Below are 19,480 nucleotides of genomic sequence, written 5' to 3' on the forward strand. Positions count from 1 at the left end.
GATCCATCACAATGATGGTATTATACATGGAATGCAGACTCAGACGGGGGTTTTTAGCCGATGATCACTGCCGCGCAGATGCGCGCCGCAAGGGCTCTGGCCGGCATCGATCAGAAGACGCTCGCCGAGCGCGCCGGGGTTTCGCTTCCAACCATTCAGCGCATGGAAGCGAGCGACGGCGTGGTCAGGGGCGTGGTCGATACGCTGATGAAGGTCATCCAGGCCCTCGACCGGGCCGGCGTGGAGCTGATCGGCGAGAACCAGGCCAGCGAGCGCGGCGGCAGGGGGGTGCGCCTCAAGCCGGTCGTGCCGCAGAACCCGCCAGGCTGAGCCGAAATAGAGTCGCGACGGCGACCGCCGACAGTCCTGCCGACGATCCCGCCGCCTGCTTGGTTTTATGCGTGGCCGCTGTGCACTTTTTGGCGGCATGCATCAGGAGCGGAAGGCAGTCCATGCATCGAACCCAGCGGGCAATTCATCAACCGGCGCAGCCGACATTTTCCGAACTGTTCACGCCGAAGCTGGCGACGGTGCTGCGCGAAGGCTACACATCAGAGCACTTCAAGGCCGATGCCATCGCCGGACTGACCGTGGCCATCGTGGCGCTGCCGCTGTCGATGGCGATCGCGATCGCATCGGGCGTGTCTCCGGAGCGCGGGCTCTACACTTCCATCATTGGCGGTTTCCTCGTCTCGGCTCTGGGCGGCAGCCGTTTCCAGATCGGCGGGCCGGCGGGCGCCTTTATCGTGCTGATGGCGGCAACCGTGGCACGGGTCGGCGTCGACGGGTTGCTGCTGGCGACGATGATGGCCGGCGTCTTGCTGCTCGTCATCGGCTACCTCAGGCTTGGCACCTACATCAAATTCATTCCTTATCCGGTGACCGTCGGCTTCACCGCCGGCATCGCCATCATCATCTTCTCCGGCCAGATCGTCGAGCTGTTCGGGCTAAAACTCGCCGGCAAAGAACCTGGACCGCTGGTGCCGAAGCTGATGGCGATCGGCGAGGCGGCCGGCACGATCAATCTCGCCGCCACCTTCGTCGCTCTGCTGACCATCGTCGCCATTGCCCTGATGAAACGGTGGCGGCCGAAATGGCCCGCCATGCTGATCGCCATCGGTCTGGCGTCGCTTGTCGTGGCGCTGTTTTCTCTGCCTGCCGAAACGATCGGCACGCGCTTCGGCGGTATCCCGCGCAGCCTGCAAATGCCGGCCTTTCCGCCGATCAGCTTCGGCAGGATGATCGACGTCCTGCCGGACGCCCTAGCCTTTGCGCTGCTCGGCGCGATCGAATCGCTGCTGTCGGCGGTGGTCGCCGACGGCATGACAGGAAGGCGGCACCGCTCCAACTGCGAACTCGTGGCGCAAGGCTTCGCCAACATCGCGTCCGCCCTGTTCGGCGGCATCTGCACCACCGGCACCCTAGCCCGCACCGCGACCAATGTGCGAGCCGGCGCGCATGGACCGGTCTCGGGCATGATCCACTCGGCCCTCCTGCTTGCCCTGATGCTGGTGGCGGCGCCGCTGGCCAGCTACATCCCGCTTGCAGCCCTTGCCGGCGTGCTGGCGGTGGTGTGCTGGAACATGTTCGAGAAGCAGGCCTTTGCCACGCTGCTGCGTGCCTCGCGCGGCGACGCGCTGGTGCTGATGGCGACTTTCCTGATCGTCATCTTCCGTGATCTCACCGAAGGCATCGTCGTCGGCTTCGCGCTGGGCTCGATCCTGTTCATCGACCGCATGGCCAAGAGCATTGCGGTTGAGCCGGATCAGGGACTGGTGCAGGACGATGTCGCCGACAGAACCGGCGCCGCCAGCGCATACGATTCCAGCGAGGCCAGCGATGCCGACACCGTCGTCTACCGGATTTCCGGCGCCTTCTTCTTCGGCGCCGCCTCGACCGTCGCCACGGTGCTGGACCGCATCGCCGACCAGCGCAAGAACTTCATCCTCGACTGCTCGGCCGTGCCATTCTTCGATTCAACGGCGGCCAACGTCATCGAGAGCGCTGCCCACAAGGCGAGGCGCGCCTGCGTGCGCTTCATCATATCAGGCGCTTCGCCGCAGACACGCCGCATGCTGATCAACCACGGCGTCAAACGGCCGCTGGTGACATACGCCGCCTCGATCAGGGACGCGCGAGCGCAGTTGAAGAATGCCGCGCCGGGAGAGGTCTAACCCTCTCCTCATCGTCAGCGATGTCGGACGGACGCAAGCACCGCGTCAGGCAGCGGCGCCGGGCGCGCTGGCGTCTTCGTGCGGCGCGGCGGCCAGATCGGTGCGCGCCTTGCGCGCGAGTTTTTTTGTCGAGCGCCTGGGCCTGTCGCCGAACAGATCGGCTGCCGCCGCAAGACAGGTCTTTTTCAGGCTTTTCTCCGAGCGCTTCAACAGCTTGCTCGGCAGTCGCGTTTCCTGGGGAGAGCCGAGCGGCCGGTCGTGGGCCTCGAGAAGCGTGCGCAAGACGAACACATCATGCAGTTCGCCCAGCTTTTCGCCAAGTTCGTCGACCGCCTTGCGCCGTGCCTTGATCGGCGTCGGCCACAGCCTTCCAAGCAGCGACAGATGCATGCCGTGAGTCTTTGCCGCCTTGCGCAGATCGTGGAAATCGTCGGCATCACCGCGGGAGCCCGCCTTGTCCAGCGCCTTTCTGGCGCGACGCAGAGTGATGCGGGCGCCTTCGGCAAGCACATCGGCGGCCTGTTCAGGCTGGTCGAGCAAGACCAGAGTATCGATGCGGCTGATGCCATCCTCGCAAGCGGCAGTCGCGGCAGCTATCGCGGCGCCGAGGCCAACTCCACCATGCAATTGGTGCTGGCGCGCCACCAGCGTGTCGCGAACGGCATCGAGACCGCCGCCGGCGCTTTGCTCGGGAAAGTTTTTTGCCAGCCGGTCGATGGTTTCAACCAGCGCGGTCGCCTCGCGCGGGCCGGCAAGCAGGGCAGCCACCTCTCGGTAGCATTGGTTCTCGGTACTGCAAAATGTTTCGTCTCCGGGACGGACCAGGCGCAGCAAGGCACGCACCTTCTTCAGCCGCCTGCGGCATTTGTGCAGCGCCTGCTCCGGCCTGTCATGCGCCGCGTCCAGATGGACGAGCGCCTTGCCGATCTCCTCAGCGAGGATGCGCCTGACCTCGCCGGTCAACGGCAGGCGCGGATCGATGCGATAGCTCATGCGGCGATCTCCGGAATCCCCTCGAGGGCGAGCGACGCGTTGTAGAACCTGTGCTCGCCGGTGACTTCGCGGCCGAGCCAATCTGGCAGCATTTCGCGCTGCACGTCCTGCGGCGTCTCAAGCTCGGCGACCACCAGACCGCTGAGCATCCCGCCGAAGACATCGACTTCATAGAGATGGCCGCGATGCCTAACATAGTGGCGTGTCTTCTCGATGACACGACCGATTGCGAAGGCCAGCATCTCTTCCGCATCCGCCAGAAGGATCGGATATTCGAATTCGTCGCGTTCGCGGGCCTTGCTGCCGAATTTGAGCGTCAGCTTTGCCGAGGCGCCGTCGTTGATACGCACGCGGACCGAGCGGTCCGGCGCGGCAACGAGATAGAACTGGCGAATGCGGATGTCCGCTTCGACCAGATCCCGCCAGCCATCGCCGGAGACCAGGAACTTGCGCTCGATTTCCTTGACCATGGCTCCACACTAAAGCGCGTGCGGATGGAGATGGCAAGGTGGAGATCGGCAAGGCTTGACTTTAATCATTCGATTGATTAAACTGCGGATCATCAGCAAACCGACAAACGCCAAAATTCCGCGCCGCGAGGCATCCCCCGCCGAGATGACGCGCGCGGCACTTGTTCGCGCAGCGCTGAAGCTGTTCGGACGCCAGGGTTTTGACGGCACCTCGACGCGCGAGATCGCGGCTGAGGCCAGGGCCAATATCGGCTCGATCGCCTATCATTTCGGCGGCAAGGAAGGGCTTCGCACCGCCGCGGCCGACTATATCGTCGACACGATCCAGACCATTGCCGGCCAGGCGATCGGCAATCTGCAGGGCTCAAGCGAATCAGAAACGGGCGAACCAGAAACGGGCGACCCCGAAGCGGCGCGGGCACAACTGTTCACCGCGCTGGAGCGGATGGTGGCTTTCATCGTGGCAAGGCCGGAGGCCGGCGAGATCGTGCAGTTTGTCCTGCGTGAGCTGTCGCATCCGACGGCGGCACTCGACCGCATCTATGACGGCGTGTTCGAGCCGACGCATCGCCGGCTCTGCCTGATCTGGGAGCAGGCGACGGGCGAGGCGGCCGAAAGCGAGGCTACCCGACTCACCGTGTTCACGCTGATCGGCCAGGTCGTCTATTTCCGCATCGGCCGCGAGGCGGTGATGCGCCGCATGGGCTGGCGCGCGATCGGCGACGCCGAGGCCACCAAGATCGCGGCGGCAGTGACGGATAATCTCGGCGCGATTTTGGCTCGGCGTCACTTAACCGACCGGAAGGATCGTAGATCATGAGTTTCCTCTGCTCTGTGCCACTCGCCGCCCTGCTTTTCAGCACCTGCGCACCGGCGGCGCCGCTCGCCGTCGGCTATGTCGAGGGCGACTATGTGCTGCTCGCGCCGATCGAGGTGGCGCAGGTCGAGACGATTTCGGTCAAGCGCGGCGATCGCGTCGCGCCGGGCACGCCAGTGGTGACGCTGGAAAGCGCCGACGCAAAAATAGCCGTCGCGCAAGCCGAGGCGGCCCTTGCCCAGGCCCAGGCGCAACTTGCCGACCTGCAGGTCGGCAAGCGGCCGGAAGAGATTGAGGTGCTCAAGGCGCAGGTCGACATGGCCAAGGCGCAAGCCGCCGACGCCAAACGCAGATACACCCGCGCCAGCGATTTGTTCAAACGCGGCACCGGCACCCAGGCCGATTATGATACGGCTTCGGCGTCGCTGGAAACTGCCAACGCGCAGCTCGGCCAGGCGGAAGCCAATCTCGCTGTCGGAGGCCTGCCGGCGCGGCCCGAGACGATCAAGGCCGCCGACAATCAGGTCAGGCAGGCGCAATCGGCGCTGGAGCAGGCGCGCTGGCGGCTGTCGAAGCGTGTGCTGGCGGCGCCTTCGCCCGGCCGCATCAACGATGTGATCCGCTATCCCGGCGACACCGCCGGGCCGACCGCGCCGGTCATTTCGATTCTGCCGGACGGCGCGGTGAAGCTCAGCGTCTATGTGCCGGAAAGCGCGTTCTCGTCGGTGGAAGTCGGCACGCTGCTCAACGTCCATTGCGACGGCTGCGGGCCGGACGTGAAGGCTCGCGTCAGCTACGTGTCGCCGGACCCGGAATTCACGCCGCCGGTGATCTACTCGCTCGAGACCCGGCAGAAGCTGGTCTATCTGGTCGAGGCGCGGCCGGAGGGCGACGCCGGCGCGCTGCAACCGGGGCAGATCGTTGATGTCGAACTGGCGGATATCGGCAAATGAACGTCATCGACGTCCACGGCCTGGTCAAGCATTTTGGTGACAAGACCGTCGTCGACCATGTGACGATGACCGTGGCCGAGGGCGAGATCGTCGGCTTCCTCGGCCCCAACGGCTCTGGCAAGACGACGACCATCCGCATCATGTGCGGCCTGCTGACGCCGGATGAGGGCGAAGGCACGGTGCTCGGCTTCGACATCCGCACCGACAGTCTGAGGATCAAGCGCGAAGTCGGCTATATGACCCAGAAATTCTCGTTCTACGAGGATTTGACCATCGCCGAAAACCTGGAATTCGTAGCGCGGCTCTATGGGTTGAAGCCGCTCAACGAGCATGTCGCCAGGACGCTGGAGGATCTTGGCCTCACCTCGCGCAAGGACCAGTTGGCCGGCACGCTGTCCGGTGGCTGGAAGCAGCGGCTGGCGCTGGCCGCCTGCATCATGCACAAGCCCAGATTGCTGCTGCTCGACGAGCCGACGGCGGGCGTCGATCCGAAGGCGCGGCGTGAATTCTGGGACGAGATCCATCGGCTAGCCAGCGGCGGGCTGACCGTGCTGGTCTCCACCCACTATATGGACGAGGCCGAGCGCTGCCATCGCATCGGCTACATCTCCTACGGCAGGATGCTGGCCACCGGCACGGTCGACGAGGTGGTCAGGAATGCCGGGCTGACGACCTTCGTTGTGCAGGGTCCGCGCCTCGACCAGGTCGCTGCCGCACTCAGCGGCCGGTCCGGTGTCGACCAGGTGGCGCCGTTTGGCGCGACGCTGCACGTCGTCGGCTCCGACAAGACGGCGCTTCAGGCTGCGCTCGCCGATGTCGAGAAAGACCACAAGGGCGTCACGGTGACGCCGGGCGAGACCAGCCTGGAGGATGTGTTCATCCAGTTCATGTCCGGCTCGAAGGACAATATGGGATGAAAAACGGGATAAACAGCGTCTTTTCCTTCGCCAGGCTCGGCGCGCTGCTGATCAAGGAGTTCATCCAGATGCGGCGCGACCGCATCACCTTCGCCATGATGCTGGGCGTGCCGCTAATGCAGCTGGTGCTGTTTGGCTATGCCATCAACAACGATCCAAAGAGCCTGCCGGCCGCCCTGGTGGCGATGAGCAGCGATCCCTATACGCGAGCCATGGTTTCGGCGCTGCAGACCACCGGCTACTACCGCTTCGACCATGTCGCGCAAAATGCCGCCGAGGCGGAATTCCTGATGGCGCGTGGCGACGTCGCCTTTGTCGTCACCATTCCCGCCGACTTTGCCCGGCGAGTCGAGCGCGGCGACCAGCCGCAAATCCTGATCGAGGCTGATGCGACCGACCCGGCAGTCGCCAGCGGGGCCATTTCGACGCTCGGCACCGTTGCCAACCAGGCGCTGCTCAGGGCGCGCGGCATGCAGGAGACGGCCGCCGAAGCTGCCCGAGGCCAGCTCGAAGTCGTTGTGCACCGACGCTACAATCCGGAAGGCATCTCGCAATACAACATCGTGCCCGGCCTGCTCGGCGTCATCCTGCAGATGACGATGGTGATGATGACCTCGATCGCACTGACGCGCGAGACCGAGCGCGGCACGATGGAAAACCTTCTGGCGATGCCGTCCAGCCCACTCGAAATCATGCTCGGCAAGGTGCTGCCCTATCTGGTGGTCGGCGCCGTGCAAGTGGCGGTGGTGCTGGCGGCGGCCAAGCTGCTGTTTGGGGTTCCCTTCACCGGGTCGTTGTCGCTGCTGCTTGCGGCGGTTCTGGTCTTCGTGCTGGCGCTGGTGCTGCTCGGCTACACCATCTCGACGATGGCGCGCACGCAGATGCAGGCACTGCAGCTCACCTTCTTCTTCTTCCTGCCGTCGATCCTGTTGTCGGGCTTCATGTTCCCCTATCGCGGCATGCCTGGCTGGGCGCAGATCTTCGGCGAGATCCTGCCGCTGACGCATTTCCTGCGCATCATCCGCGCGGTGATGCTGAAGGGCGCCGACCTGCCGGCGGTCGCGACCGAAATCGGCTGGCTGGTCGTGTTCGTGGCGCTGTTTGCCGGCGTGGCGCTGGTGCGGTTCCGCCGGACGCTGGATTAGGATCCAACTCAATAGCTCACGCAATGGCCGAGATGTCACCTTGGATGCATGACCATTCGGATCGAGATTTTATGCCGGTCTGGCCTGATCCGGGACCGGCGGCAATTCAGGCGCATCCAGTCCTTTGAAGGGATCGCGCCAGGCGTCGATCTCTTCAAGCTGGCGATACCAACGACTGACCGAAGGATAATCGTCGAGCGGCAATCTGGCGACATCGTTGAAAGGCAGAAACGTCGCCATTCGAAAGTCGGCATAGGAGACCGAGTTTTCGACCAGCCAGTCTCGCTCGGAAAGCGCGGCCTCAAGTGTTGCAGCGGTCGTGCGAAAGTCTCTCAGCCCCTCCTCAACCCGGTGCTGATCGATCGGGCCAATCCCATAGCGCTGCTTGGTGCCGCGTTCGAAATGCACGACGTCGCAAGCTCTTGCGAAGCTCTCTTTACCCCAACTGAGCCATCGGATCATCTCGGGTTCGTCGTCGCCGGTGCGCCAGAGATCCGAATGCGCGTCGCGTGAAAGCCGGCAGGCTATGGCGTCAGCCTCCCAGAGGCTGTTTCCCGAGCCTACGAGTATCGGCAATGAAAGATTGGGATTCAGCGGGCGATATCGCTCAGCCTGCCCGGGAGCGAAGGGCGATGCGAACTCAAAGTCGAGCTTTGCGTCGAGATAACGTGCCACGGCGACCGCGAGGCGAGGATTGGGATTGCGGCTGAAGAGCAGTTTCATTTCGTGTCAGCCTTTTTTGAATGGTGCCGGTTCGGTCGCCACCTAAGCCGCCGCCATGATCTCCGCATAGGTGCCGAAATCGACATTGCCGCCGGACAGCACCACGGCGACGCATTTGCCTGATAGCTCGATCTCGCCCGATGACAGCGCGGCCAGCCCGACGCAGCCGCCGGGCTCGACCACCAGCTTGAGATGGGCCATGGCGTCGCGCATCGCCTGTCCCGCCGCTCTGTCGGACACGGCAATGCCGCCGGCGAGATTCCTGCGGTTGATCTCGAAGGTGATCGCGCCCGGCTCGGCGGTGAGGAGCGCGTCGCAGATCGAAGTGTGGCCGGGTTCGATCGAAACCCGAGCACCTCTGGCCAGTGAACGACAGGTGTCGTCGAAATGCTCGGGTTCCACCGCCCAGACGGCGGTGACCGGCGAGGCGTCCTTGACCGCGATGGAGATGCCGCTGCTCAGGCCGCCGCCGCCGCAGGGGATGACGACCGCGTCGAGGCTCACCCCGAGTGCTTTCGCCTGCGCCATCAGTTCGAGGCCGATCGTTCCCTGGCCGGCGATGATGGCCGGGTCGTCGAAAGGCGGCACCAGGACCATGCCCCGTTCCATGTACGGGCGAACCACCGCCATGCGATCGTCGCGAAACCGGTCGAACGGAACCACTTCGGCGCCCATTTTCCTGACATTGCCGACCTTCATTGCCGGCGCATCGGTGGGCATGGCGATAACCGCCTTGACGCCGAACATCGCCGCCGACGCGGCGACGCCTTGCGCGTGGTTGCCCGACGAGAAGGCGACGACGCCGCGGCTGCGCTGCTCATCGCTCAGCGACGACAGTTTGTTGTAGGCGCCGCGGAACTTGAACGAGCCGGTGCGCTGCAGCGTCTCCGGCTTGAACAGGATCCTGGCGTCGAAACGCTTGTTCAGTTCCGGTGATTCGATCAGCGGCGTTTCGACGATCAGGCCGGACAATCGCGTTGCTGCGCGGTGGATATCGGCGATGCCGGGAGGGGTGGTCATGGTGAGGTCCTGCAGAATGAAACCGCCCCATGGTGCACGGAAAACCAGGCCGCGCACCACTGGAAAAATGTGACCGAGACAATTCGTGGATTGCGAGCAGAGAGTGGCGCTCCTCGCCGACCGCTCCTCACCCCAAAAGCGTCCGTTGCCGTTTGGCGCCGCCCATCTTGCGCCAGGTGTTGAAGCGATGGGTGGCGGCGGCGAAGGATATCTTCATCTGCTGGGCAACCGAATAGCGCGACTTGCCCTCGTCGAACAGGCGGTAGCAGCATTCGACGCCCTCCTCGGTCAGCTTGCCGTCGGGGGCCTTGTTGTGCGGATTGGCCGGGTCGAATTTCTCGACCTGCTGCTCGACCAGGCCCTTCAGGCGCTGCAGATCGGCCTCGATGCTGGCGATCAGGTCGAGAACCGGTTTCGGGTCAAATGCATGGGTGGGCTGTTTTGCCGGCATCCGGGTTCCTTTCGCTTGGCTTAAGCCCACTATATAGGTGAACATTCGCCAATAATGAAGGGCGCTGGCGGAGGATTCCCGCAACCATAAATTTGAACCTCCGGCTACAAGCGATTGACCAACGGTGCACCAAACCCTAGTTTAGAATAATTCTAAACTAGGGCGGATTTCTCATGCTTTCCCGTGTTTTCGGTTTTGGTCGCCGTCCCTTCGAGTCGCTCTCGGAGCGAGAGATCCTGGCGCTCGCCATCTCTTCCGAAGAGGATGACGGGCGTATCTACCGCGCCTATGCCGACGGGCTGGCGGATAGGTTTCCGCATTCGGCCAAAGTGTTCGAGGAAATGGCGGAGGAGGAGGATGGCCATCGCGACTCGCTGATCGAGCTTCACCGCGAGCGTTTTGGCGAGCGCATTCCGCTGATCCGGCGCGAGCACGTAAAGGGCTATTACGAGCGCAAGCCCGACTGGCTGGTCCGGCCGCTCGGCATCGAACATGTGCGCCAACAGGCCGAGTCTATGGAGCGTCAGGCCTACCTGTTCTATGTCGAAGCGGCGAAACGCACCAGCGACGCCTCGACGCGAAAGCTGCTCGACAATCTGGCGGTGGCCGAACAGGGCCACGAGACGCTGGCGCAGCGGCTGGAGCAAAAGCATGTGCCGGGCGCGGTAAAAGCCGAGGAAGCAGCGGCCGAGCAGCGCCAGTTCATCCTGACCTATGTGCAGCCGGGACTGGCCGGGCTGATGGACGGATCGGTGTCGACGCTGGCGCCGATCTTCGCCGCCGCGTTCGCCACGCACGACACGTTCCAGACCTTCCTGGTCGGGCTTGCCGCCTCAATCGGCGCCGGCATCTCGATGGGCTTCACCGAGGTCGCCTCCGACGACGGCAAGCTGTCGGGCCGCGGCTCGCCGGTGAAACGCGGCATCACCACAGGCGTGATGACGGCGCTGGGTGGCCTCGGTCACGCCTTGCCCTACCTCATTCCGTATTTCTGGACCGCGACAATTCTCGCGGTCGTGGTGGTGTTCTTCGAACTGTGGGCGATCGCCTTTGTGCAGAACCGTTATATGCAGACGCCGTTCTGGCGCGCCACCTTCCAGGTGGTGCTGGGCGGCGCGCTGGTGTTTGCGGCTGGAGTGCTGATCGGGAATGCCTAGCAGCCCTCTTGCCTTCTCCCCTTGTGGGGGCCGAAGGGCGGGCGAGGCCCGTGACTCGCCCCGGGCGGTGGATCGGCGCGCAGCGCCGAGACGGAAGAGGGGTGTTGGACGGAGTACTGTCGGTGCCAAGCTGGAACACCCCTCATCCGTCGCCTTCGGCGACACCTTCTCCCACAAGGGGAGAAGGAAGAGCCGCCCCACTCACCCGTTCGCCGCCCGGCTGTCCTCAGGCGCCTCGGCCCGTTCGGTCAGGCCATAGTCGCGCACGACGTGGGCGATGCGCAGACGGTAGTCGGCAAAGATGCCGCCACGGCCGGCCCTCTGCGCCTGCCTATGTTCCTCCGTGTTCCGCCAGGCTTTCACCGCTTCCTCGTCACGCCAGAACGACAGCGACAGGATGCGGCTCGGGTCGACAAGGCTCTGGAAGCGCTCGATCGACAGAAAACCGTCGATGCCGTCGAGCAGCGGGCGCAGGTCGGCGGCGAGGCCGAGATAAGCGTCGCGCTTGCCCGCTGCCGGCTCGACCTCGAAGATGACGGCGATCACAGTTTCACCAGAGAGGCATGCGGCCCGGATGCGAGTTTCAAAAAAGTCCGATGCTCTTTCAGGATGAATTTTTCACGCCGGGCGAACTCGTAATTGGCCTTGCCGGCCGGGTCGGCGGCGAGCCTGATACGGTAGGCTTCGTAAGCCGCCAGGCTGTCGATGTTATAGGCGGCATAGGCTGTCGTGGCCGAGCCCTCATGCGGCGCGAAATAGCCGATCAGATCGGCGCCGCAGCGCGGGATCGCCTGGCCCCAGTTGCGGGCATACTCCTCGAACGCCGCCTTGCCGAACGGGTCGATCTCGTAGCGGATGAAGCAGGTGATGGTCATCTTTTGTCTCCTTGCTGAATCTGATTTGTTGCGGCGACAGGTCGAGCGGTGTCGAAACCTTCTGTGGTTCTATGTGCTAGGCAATTTTCCATGCTGATCACGCTTGCCAGAAGGATTTCGCGCATTCGCGGCGAACGTCTTGTTGCGTCAGGCCAAGATCGCGCAAAAGATGCTCGTCAATCTCGGCGAGGTCGAGGCGTTGCAGATGGCGGTCATACCACCGCGCCAGCAGCCGCAGATGCGCCCGGCGCGAGATCATGAACGGAGACGGCCGCCGGCCGAAGCGGCTGACAGGCACGGTGTGGGAAGCGGTTCTTGCGGTCATCGTCATCTCCTTGATCTCAGCGCAGGATAGTGGTTATCTGACGCCAATGCTTCGATGAAGGACGAACTATGCGTGAAGGACCAGACATAGCCCGCATCGCCAGCCTGGTCGGCGATCCGGCGCGGGCAAACATGCTGACCGCACTGATGGGTGGCACGGCGCTGACAGCGAGCGAACTGGCGCTCGAGGCCGGCGTGTCGCTGCCGACCGCCAGCTCGCATCTGTCGAAACTGATGGAAGGCGGGCTGCTGACGCTGGCGAGCCAGGGGCGGCATCGCTACTACGGGCTCGCCGGGCCGCAGGTGGCTGGCATGATCGAGGCGATCACCGGCGTCGCCGCCGCGGTCGGACCGCAGCGGGTGCGGCCGGGTCCGCGCGATGCGGCGATGCGCGTGGCGCGGGTCTGCTACGACCATCTCGCCGGCGAGCAGGCCGTGGCGATGCTGGACCGTCTAGTCGCTCGACAAGTGCTCCTGCGCGACGACAAGGAGATCCGGCTCGGGCCGTCGGCCGCCTCGCATTTTGCCGCGATCGGCATCGATGTCGAGAGCAAGGCGCGACGACCGGTGTGCCGGGCTTGCCTCGACTGGAGCGTGCGGCGCTCGCATATGGCCGGCACGCTAGGCGCTGCCATCCTCGATAAGATCCTTCTGGAAAAATGGGCGCGGCGCGAGAAGGACAGCCGCGCGGTAATCTTCTCGCCGATGGGCAAGCAGGCCTTCGAGAGGGTGTTTCTCGCTTGATTGTCAGCCGCGCTTGAGCGGCTTGCCCTGCTTGAAAAAATCCGCCCAGGGATCGGCTTTCGCCAACTGTTTCAGCGTCGTCTTGTCGCCGATCGGAAATGCGTTCGGCGCCAACCCGGCCTCGACCTCGGCCCAAATCGCCGGCATCGATGCCGTGGCGCCCTTCTTGGCGCGCGACGAATAGGGGGCCACCGTGGTCGAGCCGCGGCCGTTGCGCAGATAGTCGACGAAGATCTTGCCGGTGCGCGCCTTCTTCGACAGCGTCGCTGTATACCGATCAGGGGCGGCCTGCTCGAGGGCACGGGCGAAATGATGGGCGAAGTCCTTCACCTCATCCCAATCCGCCGACGGTTTCAGCGGCACGACGACATGGTAGCCCTTGCCGCCCGAGGTCTTGACGAAATTCGGCAATGACAGTGCATCGAGCCGGCCGTGAATTTCGAGCGCCGCCGCGCGCACCGCTTTCACGTCGACGCCTTCGTCGGGATCGAGATCGAAGATGATCTGGTCCGGCTTGTCCAGTTCGTCGATGGTGCAGCCCCAGATATGGATCTCGACCACGCCGAGCTGGACCAAGGCAGCGACACCGTCGAAATCGCGGATGAACAGGATCTCTTCGCCGTCGGTCGGATCCTTCATCTTGGCGATCTTGTCATGCATGCCCGCGGAGGCATGCTTCTGAAAAAAGCGTTGGCCACTGACGCCGTCCGGTGCCCGCACCAGGCTGAGCGGCCGATTGACGACGAATTGTTGCATGCGCGGCCAGACCAAAGCGTAATGATCGAGCAGGCCCTGCTTCGATATCTTCTCCTGCGGCCACAGAAGCTTGTCCGGGTGAGAAAGTTTTATGACGGTGTCTGCCGCCTCCGTGGATTTGACAGCGGCGGATGTCTCGCCCTTGCCGCTGGCAGGCTTTGCCTTGCTGTCGGCCCTGCCAGCGGGTGCTTTCGGCTTTTCCTGCACGACTTCCTCCGCCGGTTTGCCCTCGCGCAATCCCTGGAACGAGCGTGGCGCATTGTACGGTCGAAACCCAGGTACGGAAAGTGAGGCAAAGCCGGTTGTCCGGCGTTGCCTCGATCGAGCTTCTACTCGGCGGCCTGAAGGTTGACCTTGGCTTCCGCAATCTCGGTGAGCTTGCGGTCGGTCGCCTGCTCTTCCTTGATGTTGTTGGCCAGGACATTGGCGCAGTCGGTGCGGCCAAGCTGCTTGGCCCAGGAGATCAACGTGCCGTAGCGGGTTATCTCGTAGTGCTCGACCGCCTGAGCGGATGCGATCAGGGCGGCGTCGAGAACGTCCTTGTCGTCGATGTCGCCGCTGACTTCATCGGCTTCCTCGAGAATGCCGTCGATGGCCGGACAGTTGACCGTCTTGGCCTTCACGCCATGCAGTTCGAACACCTTCTCGACGCGCTCGATATGACCTTTGGTCTGGCCGAGATGCTTTTCAAGGCCGGCTTTCAGCTGCGGGTCGGTCGCCTTGTCGATCATCTTCGGCAGCGACTTCTCGATCTGTTTCTCGGCGTAATAGATGTCGCGCAGCGTGTGGACGAAGAGGTCGTCCAGCGTCTTGATGTCTTTCGAAAAGAAACCCATGGCTTTGCCTTTCCATTGTTCTTGCTGTGTTGGGGGTTCCGGCGGCGGTTCCGCTCGGAAGCCGCTGGGCCGGGGTTGGTCCCGGCTCTCAGCGTCAACGTGCTTCTATCGGACGGGTTCCTGGCTTTCCCGAGTAATCAGGGAAATTTGCGCAAGCACGGAAATTTCGCGGCACCGGCCAAAGTTGAAACACAAGCGCGTCGGAGCGACATCCAAACGAAACATATGTGATGCAAAAGTCACACTAGCCGGAATGCCGACGAACTGCATGGAAAGACCCCGAATCAGCCGCATTCCAGCCACGAACCAAGGCCTTTTTGACCAAAGATTAACATCGTGTTCACCGAGTATTCACGCCTCGACGCTATGATCCCACGCAATTCGGAAGGGACATCCGAAATCGGGACAGGGACAGGGAAAATGAACTTCTTGACGCACCTCATCGGCTACGCTGCTGCCATCCGCGAATTCGTCGCGCCGACCTACCGGCCGGAGCGCTATTACATGCGCGGCCCAGGCCCCGCTTGCGCACGCCGCGGCCACACGCTCGGCATCAGCGCGCACTGATGACCACCATGGAAAGCCGTCACGATAGCCGGATCTGCAGGCCGGCCGCCGATCATCGTGCGACCACCTATCGCACGGAACGTCCTGGGCTCGCCGACAGGCGGCGTGCGACAACGCCAAGGGTCTGAGTTTCCAGAATTTTGAGATTCTGGGGCTTCGAGAATCTGGGCTTCGAGATTCTGGGGCTTATATCTCGCCGCCGGCAAGCTAAGTGCCGTTTGACACCAGGCAGCCGGGACTCGCGTGACCGCCCAGTAGCTGCAAGATCCCTTCCGCCAAGTTGCCTCCGAAAAGCTAGAGCGGGATTGCGGTCGTCTCCTTGGCGGTTCGAATCACAAACATGGTGTAATACCGCGCCACATTCGTCCGATCTCGGAACAGCCGCTCGCACAAAGTGTCAAACTCGTCCATATCCATCAGCCGCAGCATAAGGACAGCGTCGGTCGAGCCGCTCACGCTGTAGGCCTGGATCACCCCTGGTTCCATGGCGGCAAGCTCGAGGAAGCGGCGCATATGCTGCTCGCCGTGGCGCTCCAGCTCGACCGTGACGATAGCCTTCATCCCCCTGCCGGCCTTGGCCGGATCAAGAAGCGCGACAACGCGGTCGATGACACCGACTGACTTTAGCCGCCGTATGCGGCGCAAGCAGCTGGAGGGTGAAAGCCCGACCTCCGCCGCCAGGTCGGCATTGGTTCGCGAAGCGTCTTCTTGCAAAAGCTTGAGAAGCTTCCCGTCGATCCGGTCCATTCCGGTCCTCCGTCGTCGTCTACCGGTCTGCAATTTTATTGCACAAGTCCGCAAATTTTGACCACAAATGCGAACCGTCTCACGGTAGTCATTTGGCGTCAATCACGGAGACAATCGCCATGGCAGTGCAGACCGCCCTCTATCGAAAGACGCTGGAAACGCTTGAAATCTATTGGGAATTGGTTCGGATTATTGTTCCGGTCACGATAGCCACACAGATCCTGCAGGATCTTGGTGTCATCCGGGCGATCTCTCCGTTCTTCGCGCCTCTCATGACGCTGGTTGGACTGCCGCCCGAGCTCGCTCTTGCCTGGCTAACGGGATTGCTGGTGGGAATTTGGGGCGCGGTGGTGACCGTGTTCACTCTGGCCCCGGTTTCGACGTTGAGCACTGCCGACATGACCGTTCTTTCAACCCTTTTGCTATTTGCGCATGCCATTCCGATTGAACAACGCATCATTCAGAAGGTTGGGCCAAGCTTCGTGGTCACTGCAGCACTTCGCATTGGCGGCGGACTGATCCTTGCCATGCTCCTGCACCAGATATTCGCAGCAACCGGATGGCTATCCGAGCCGCTGAAGCCGGCGTGGATGCCAATGGTCGAAGGCACTGATTGGAGCAGTTTTTTTCCAGGCATGCTCAAAACCCTGGCAACCATGCTCGTCATCCTCCTCGCACTAAGCTGGCTGATCGAGCTACTCAAGATGTCGGGCATCCTGGGTTGGCTGAACAACGGGCTTTCACCGCTGTTTCGCCTTGCCGGCATCCAGTCACAAGCGGTGCCGTTCACTGCGGTCGGTCTGTTTCTTGGAATTTCCTATGGCGCGGGACTGCTGATCCGCGAGGCGCGCACGACCAGCGTAGACCCGCGCCAGATCTTCCTCGCTTGCGTGTTCATGGGCTTTGCCCACAGTCTCATAGAGGACACGCTGGTTGTCATCGCTCTGGGTGCAGACTTCACCAGTGTGTTTTTCGTTCGCCTGATCTTTGCCGTGCTCGCAACCGCGTTGATCGCCCGGGCAATCAGGTCGGCTTCCGACATTCTGTTTTTCAAAGCATTCTTCCGCAAGGAAGAAAGTCGGCTCGCTCAGTCGGAATCCGGTTTTGGCGGCTAACGATGGAGCGTCTTTGGTCCGCTTATGTGGCTGTGCCCGGAACTCGACATCCGACAACGCCCTGGAGGACGAGGTCCCGCACCCGCTTGCCGACCGTCCGCTACCGCGGCTGGTACTAACCTTCGCACGGCTCCAGCACCGTCGTGTCGCCTGCCGCCTTGCCCAGTTCGCGGCAGCCCTGAACCGTGCACAGCGTCCAGCCTTCACCGGTCGCGCCGGAGGCCGCGAGCACAAGGCGCCGCTGCGGCGCCATCTTGGGTTTATAGACCCACCAACCGTCCCGCAGCACCGAGCCTTCCGGCGGTTCCATGCCGGCGCCCGAGCCCTTGATCCGTGCCTCGGCGATCTGCAAACCGGAGGGCGTCACCTTCCAGTCCTCCCGCCAATGCGTCTTTTCCACCGAATGCGTCCAGGCGAGCGTGAAGGCGGCCACCGTGAGCGTCACCGTCTTGCCTGCGACGAGGATACAGAGGCTCATGCGGTGCCGGAGGCCTGCCGCGCACGCCAGCAGTGCCAGCCGATCCAGGCGACAGAGAGTGCCCACCCGGCTTCGTCGGTGACAGGCAGTGCGGCAACCAGCAGCACGCCGGCGGCGAAGGCGACGAGACGTTCCCACCAGGCCATGCGCCGGGCCAGGAACCCGACGGCGGCTGCGCCCCACAGGGCAATGCCCATGCAGGCCTTGGCGACGATATAGGCGACCTCGACGGGATAACCGAACTGGGCGGCGATCGGACCGGGGTCCTGCAGCATCAGCGCCGGGGTGTAGACCGCCATGAACGGCACGACGAAGCCGGCGACGGCAAGCTTGGTGGCCTGGATGCCGATCTTGAGGCCGCTCTCCTTGGCCATCGGCGCGGCGGCGAAGGCGGCCAGCGCCACCGGCGGAGTGAGGTCGGCCATAATGCCGAAATAGAAGACGAACATGTGGCTGACCACCAGCGGCACGCCGAGTGACAGCAGTGCCGGCCCGGCCAGCGACGAGGTGATGATGTAATTGGGGATCGTCGGTATGCCCATGCCGAGCACCAGGCAGGTGAGCATGGTCAGCACCAGCGACAGGAACAGATTGTTCTCGCCGATGGAGATGATCCAGCCGATGAAGGTGGAGGCGATGCCGGTGAGCGTCAAGGTGCCGATGACGACGCCGACGATGGCGCAGGCGATGCCGACCGGCAGCGCGTTCTTTGCTCCCTCGGCTAGCGAATCTATGCATATCTGCAGCGTCTCGCGTCCGCCCCTGAAGGTGACGCAGGCGATGACGAGCCCGGCGATGACAAAACTGAGGATGTTGACGCCGAACCTCATGAAGGAGGCGGCGGCAAGCCCCAGCGCCAGCCAAAAGACGATGCGGAAGGCAAGCGGCCCGATCAAAGCCGCCAGCGGCGTGCCGAGGATGAGCACGATGGTCAGCGCCAGCCCCATGGTGCCGGCGAAGATCGGCGTATAGCCGGCAAACAGCAGATAAATGAGCGCGGCCAGCGGCAGCACCAGCGGCCAATGTCTTCTCACCGCGTGCCACGGATTGGGCAGGTCCGCCTTGGCCATGCCCTGCAGGCCGGCCTTGCCGGCTTCCAGGTACACCTGCCAGAAGCAGGCGCCGAAATAGAGCAGCGCCGGGATGATCGCTGCCTTGACCACCTCGGCATAGGGGATGTTCAGCGTCTCGGCCATGATGAAGGCGACCGCGCCCATAACCGGCGGCATGATCTGGCCGCCCATCGAAGAGGTCGCCTCGACCGCGCCGGCGAAAGCCGAACGGAAGCCGAAGCGCTTCATCAGCGGAATGGTGAACTGGCCGCTGGCCACCACATTGGCGACGCCGGAGCCGGAAATGGTGCCCATCAGCGCCGAGGACAGAACGCAGACCTGGGCCGGGCCGCCGCGCCACGTGCCGACCAGGCCAAGCGCGAAATCGTTGAACAGTGCGATCATGCCGGCGCGTTCGAGAAAGGCGGCGAAGACGACGAAGATGAAGATATAGGCGGCCGAGACGTAGACCGGCGTGCCGTAGATGCCTTCGGTGCCAAAGGCGAAGGTGTCGATGAGCTGTGCGAAATCATAGCCGCGATGGATGAAGGGCGGCGGCAGGTGATTGCCGAAGGAAGCGTAGGCGAAAAAGATCAAGGCGATCAGGGCGAGCGGTAGCCCCATCAGCCGCCGCGCGGCCTCGAAGACCAGCACGACCAGCACCGTGCCGACGATCAGGTCCGGGATGGTGAGGAAGCCGGAGCGCCGGATGAGATCGGCGTAGAACACCCAATTGTAGAGGCCGGTGGCAAAGCCGAGCAGGCCGAGCGTCCAGAATGCTGCTTTTGCCGGTGTGCTTGTGGCGCGCAGGTTGGCGATCAGGCCGAAGCCGAGCAGCAGCAAGAAGCCGACATGCATGGCGCGCACCACCTGGCTCGGCAGGCTGCCATAGGCGGCGATGTAGATCTGGAAGACGGAGAAGGCGATGGCGATGAGAAAGGCGGCCTTGCCGGCGATGCCGTCGCCGAAACCCGGCGGCAGGCCTTCGAGCGGGGCTTCGGCCGTGGGGGAAAGAACGGTCGGCGTTTCGGGATGGGCGTTGGTCATTGGCGGGTTCCTGGCGGGGCGCAATCCTCCCCCCTTGAGAGGAGGGTGGACAGCCGCCGAAGGCGGATGGACGGGTGGGGTCGTTGCGGCAGTGCGCGGCCTGAACCGACCCCACCCGC

General features: G+C 63.4%; 22 protein-coding genes and 1 pseudogene. 10 read left to right on the forward strand and 13 right to left on the reverse strand.

Annotation, left to right across the window (positions count from 1 at the left end; genetic code table 11):
* Positions 1-60 precede the first annotated feature (60 nt).
* Positions 61-330: a helix-turn-helix domain-containing protein gene (locus AC0L3O_RS11360; RefSeq protein WP_023801411.1), complete on the forward strand. Its 270-nt coding sequence runs from the start codon at positions 61-63 to the stop codon at positions 328-330.
* 122 nt (positions 331-452) lie between these two features.
* Positions 453-2,174 (forward strand): SulP family inorganic anion transporter, encoded by a 1,722-nt coding sequence (locus AC0L3O_RS11365; protein WP_473615601.1) that lies wholly within the window; start codon positions 453-455, stop codon positions 2,172-2,174.
* A 45-nt stretch (positions 2,175-2,219) separates the two neighbouring features.
* On the opposite strand, the gene AC0L3O_RS11370 is transcribed toward AC0L3O_RS11365, so the two are convergent.
* Positions 2,220-3,167, reverse strand: a complete 948-nt coding sequence (locus AC0L3O_RS11370; protein ID WP_287237761.1) for a CHAD domain-containing protein — start codon at positions 3,165-3,167, stop codon at positions 2,220-2,222.
* Complete coding sequence (locus tag AC0L3O_RS11375; protein WP_473615603.1) at positions 3,164-3,637, reverse strand: CYTH domain-containing protein; 474 nt, start codon at positions 3,635-3,637, stop codon at positions 3,164-3,166. Before AC0L3O_RS11375 ends, AC0L3O_RS11370 begins: the two co-directional genes overlap by 4 nt.
* 91 nt (positions 3,638-3,728) lie before the next feature.
* Between AC0L3O_RS11375 and AC0L3O_RS11380 the strand changes: the two genes are divergently transcribed.
* The 4 genes from AC0L3O_RS11380 to AC0L3O_RS11395 are packed head-to-tail and all read left to right on the forward strand — an operon-like array spanning position 3,729 to position 7,469.
* Positions 3,729-4,457 (forward strand): CerR family C-terminal domain-containing protein, encoded by a 729-nt coding sequence (locus tag AC0L3O_RS11380; protein ID WP_128245703.1) that lies wholly within the window; start codon positions 3,729-3,731, stop codon positions 4,455-4,457.
* Complete coding sequence (locus AC0L3O_RS11385; protein ID WP_023801406.1) at positions 4,454-5,407, forward strand: HlyD family secretion protein; 954 nt, start codon at positions 4,454-4,456, stop codon at positions 5,405-5,407. Before AC0L3O_RS11380 ends, AC0L3O_RS11385 begins: the two co-directional genes overlap by 4 nt.
* The gene (locus AC0L3O_RS11390; protein ID WP_473615604.1) at positions 5,404-6,324 is read left to right on the forward strand and encodes an ABC transporter ATP-binding protein; all 921 of its coding nucleotides are present in this window, start codon (positions 5,404-5,406) and stop codon (positions 6,322-6,324) included. The genes AC0L3O_RS11385 and AC0L3O_RS11390 overlap by 4 nt, the downstream gene beginning before the upstream one ends.
* Before the next feature lie 8 nt (positions 6,325-6,332).
* Complete coding sequence (locus AC0L3O_RS11395; RefSeq protein ID WP_023801404.1) at positions 6,333-7,469, forward strand: ABC transporter permease; 1,137 nt, start codon at positions 6,333-6,335, stop codon at positions 7,467-7,469.
* A gap of 69 nt (positions 7,470-7,538) precedes the next feature.
* On the opposite strand, the gene AC0L3O_RS11400 is transcribed toward AC0L3O_RS11395, so the two are convergent.
* The 3 genes from AC0L3O_RS11400 to AC0L3O_RS11410 form a co-directional block, all read right to left on the reverse strand.
* Complete coding sequence (locus AC0L3O_RS11400) at positions 7,539-8,192, reverse strand: glutathione S-transferase family protein (protein WP_473615605.1); 654 nt, start codon at positions 8,190-8,192, stop codon at positions 7,539-7,541.
* A 42-nt stretch (positions 8,193-8,234) separates the two neighbouring features.
* Positions 8,235-9,212, reverse strand: a complete 978-nt coding sequence (locus AC0L3O_RS11405) for a threonine/serine dehydratase (protein ID WP_473615607.1) — start codon at positions 9,210-9,212, stop codon at positions 8,235-8,237.
* A gap of 127 nt (positions 9,213-9,339) precedes the next feature.
* Positions 9,340-9,663 (reverse strand): hypothetical protein, encoded by a 324-nt coding sequence (locus AC0L3O_RS11410; protein ID WP_023801401.1) that lies wholly within the window; start codon positions 9,661-9,663, stop codon positions 9,340-9,342.
* A gap of 173 nt (positions 9,664-9,836) precedes the next feature.
* On the opposite strand from AC0L3O_RS11410, the gene mbfA reads away from it, so the two are divergent.
* On the forward strand, positions 9,837-10,820 hold the full coding sequence (gene mbfA / locus AC0L3O_RS11415; RefSeq protein ID WP_473615608.1) for an iron exporter MbfA: 984 nt from the start codon (positions 9,837-9,839) through the stop codon (positions 10,818-10,820).
* 201 nt (positions 10,821-11,021) lie between these two features.
* Here mbfA and AC0L3O_RS11420 read toward each other — a convergent pair whose 3' ends face one another.
* From AC0L3O_RS11420 to AC0L3O_RS11430, 3 genes are all read right to left on the reverse strand, one after another.
* Positions 11,022-11,366, reverse strand: a complete 345-nt coding sequence (locus AC0L3O_RS11420) for an antibiotic biosynthesis monooxygenase family protein (protein ID WP_023801399.1) — start codon at positions 11,364-11,366, stop codon at positions 11,022-11,024.
* Positions 11,363-11,695 carry an NIPSNAP family protein gene (locus tag AC0L3O_RS11425; RefSeq protein WP_023801398.1) on the reverse strand — a complete coding sequence of 111 codons (333 nt, stop codon included), beginning with the start codon at positions 11,693-11,695 and terminating at the stop codon, positions 11,363-11,365. The genes AC0L3O_RS11420 and AC0L3O_RS11425 overlap by 4 nt, the downstream gene beginning before the upstream one ends.
* A gap of 97 nt (positions 11,696-11,792) precedes the next feature.
* Positions 11,793-12,020 carry a DUF1127 domain-containing protein gene (locus tag AC0L3O_RS11430; RefSeq protein WP_473615609.1) on the reverse strand — a complete coding sequence of 76 codons (228 nt, stop codon included), beginning with the start codon at positions 12,018-12,020 and terminating at the stop codon, positions 11,793-11,795.
* A 68-nt stretch (positions 12,021-12,088) separates the two neighbouring features.
* On the opposite strand from AC0L3O_RS11430, the gene AC0L3O_RS11435 reads away from it, so the two are divergent.
* Positions 12,089-12,763: an ArsR/SmtB family transcription factor gene (locus AC0L3O_RS11435; protein WP_473615611.1), complete on the forward strand. Its 675-nt coding sequence runs from the start codon at positions 12,089-12,091 to the stop codon at positions 12,761-12,763.
* Between the two features lie 3 nt (positions 12,764-12,766).
* On the opposite strand, the pseudogene ligD reads toward AC0L3O_RS11435, so the two are convergent.
* Together ligD and AC0L3O_RS11445 are read right to left on the reverse strand one after the other, a co-directional pair.
* Positions 12,767-13,788 (reverse strand): annotated as a pseudogene (gene ligD / locus AC0L3O_RS11440) (DNA ligase D); the annotation flags it as partial.
* A 60-nt stretch (positions 13,789-13,848) separates the two neighbouring features.
* Positions 13,849-14,355 carry a YciE/YciF ferroxidase family protein gene (locus AC0L3O_RS11445; protein ID WP_023801395.1) on the reverse strand — a complete coding sequence of 169 codons (507 nt, stop codon included), beginning with the start codon at positions 14,353-14,355 and terminating at the stop codon, positions 13,849-13,851.
* Positions 14,356-14,775: 420 nt separating this feature from the next.
* On the opposite strand from AC0L3O_RS11445, the gene AC0L3O_RS11450 reads away from it, so the two are divergent.
* On the forward strand, positions 14,776-14,922 hold the full coding sequence (locus tag AC0L3O_RS11450) for a hypothetical protein (protein ID WP_023801394.1): 147 nt from the start codon (positions 14,776-14,778) through the stop codon (positions 14,920-14,922).
* Between the two features lie 294 nt (positions 14,923-15,216).
* Here AC0L3O_RS11450 and AC0L3O_RS11455 read toward each other — a convergent pair whose 3' ends face one another.
* Positions 15,217-15,669 (reverse strand): Lrp/AsnC family transcriptional regulator, encoded by a 453-nt coding sequence (locus AC0L3O_RS11455; protein ID WP_473615612.1) that lies wholly within the window; start codon positions 15,667-15,669, stop codon positions 15,217-15,219.
* A gap of 119 nt (positions 15,670-15,788) precedes the next feature.
* Between AC0L3O_RS11455 and AC0L3O_RS11460 the strand changes: the two genes are divergently transcribed.
* Complete coding sequence (locus tag AC0L3O_RS11460) at positions 15,789-16,784, forward strand: nucleoside recognition domain-containing protein (RefSeq protein ID WP_473615613.1); 996 nt, start codon at positions 15,789-15,791, stop codon at positions 16,782-16,784.
* A gap of 115 nt (positions 16,785-16,899) precedes the next feature.
* On the opposite strand, the gene AC0L3O_RS11465 is transcribed toward AC0L3O_RS11460, so the two are convergent.
* Positions 16,900-17,262, reverse strand: a complete 363-nt coding sequence (locus tag AC0L3O_RS11465) for a DUF1850 domain-containing protein (RefSeq protein WP_473615615.1) — start codon at positions 17,260-17,262, stop codon at positions 16,900-16,902.
* Complete coding sequence (locus tag AC0L3O_RS11470; RefSeq protein WP_473615616.1) at positions 17,259-19,361, reverse strand: TRAP transporter permease; 2,103 nt, start codon at positions 19,359-19,361, stop codon at positions 17,259-17,261. Before AC0L3O_RS11470 ends, AC0L3O_RS11465 begins: the two co-directional genes overlap by 4 nt.
* Positions 19,362-19,480 lie beyond the last annotated feature (119 nt).

It is taken from the genome of Mesorhizobium sp. WSM4810 (assembly GCF_055811235.1).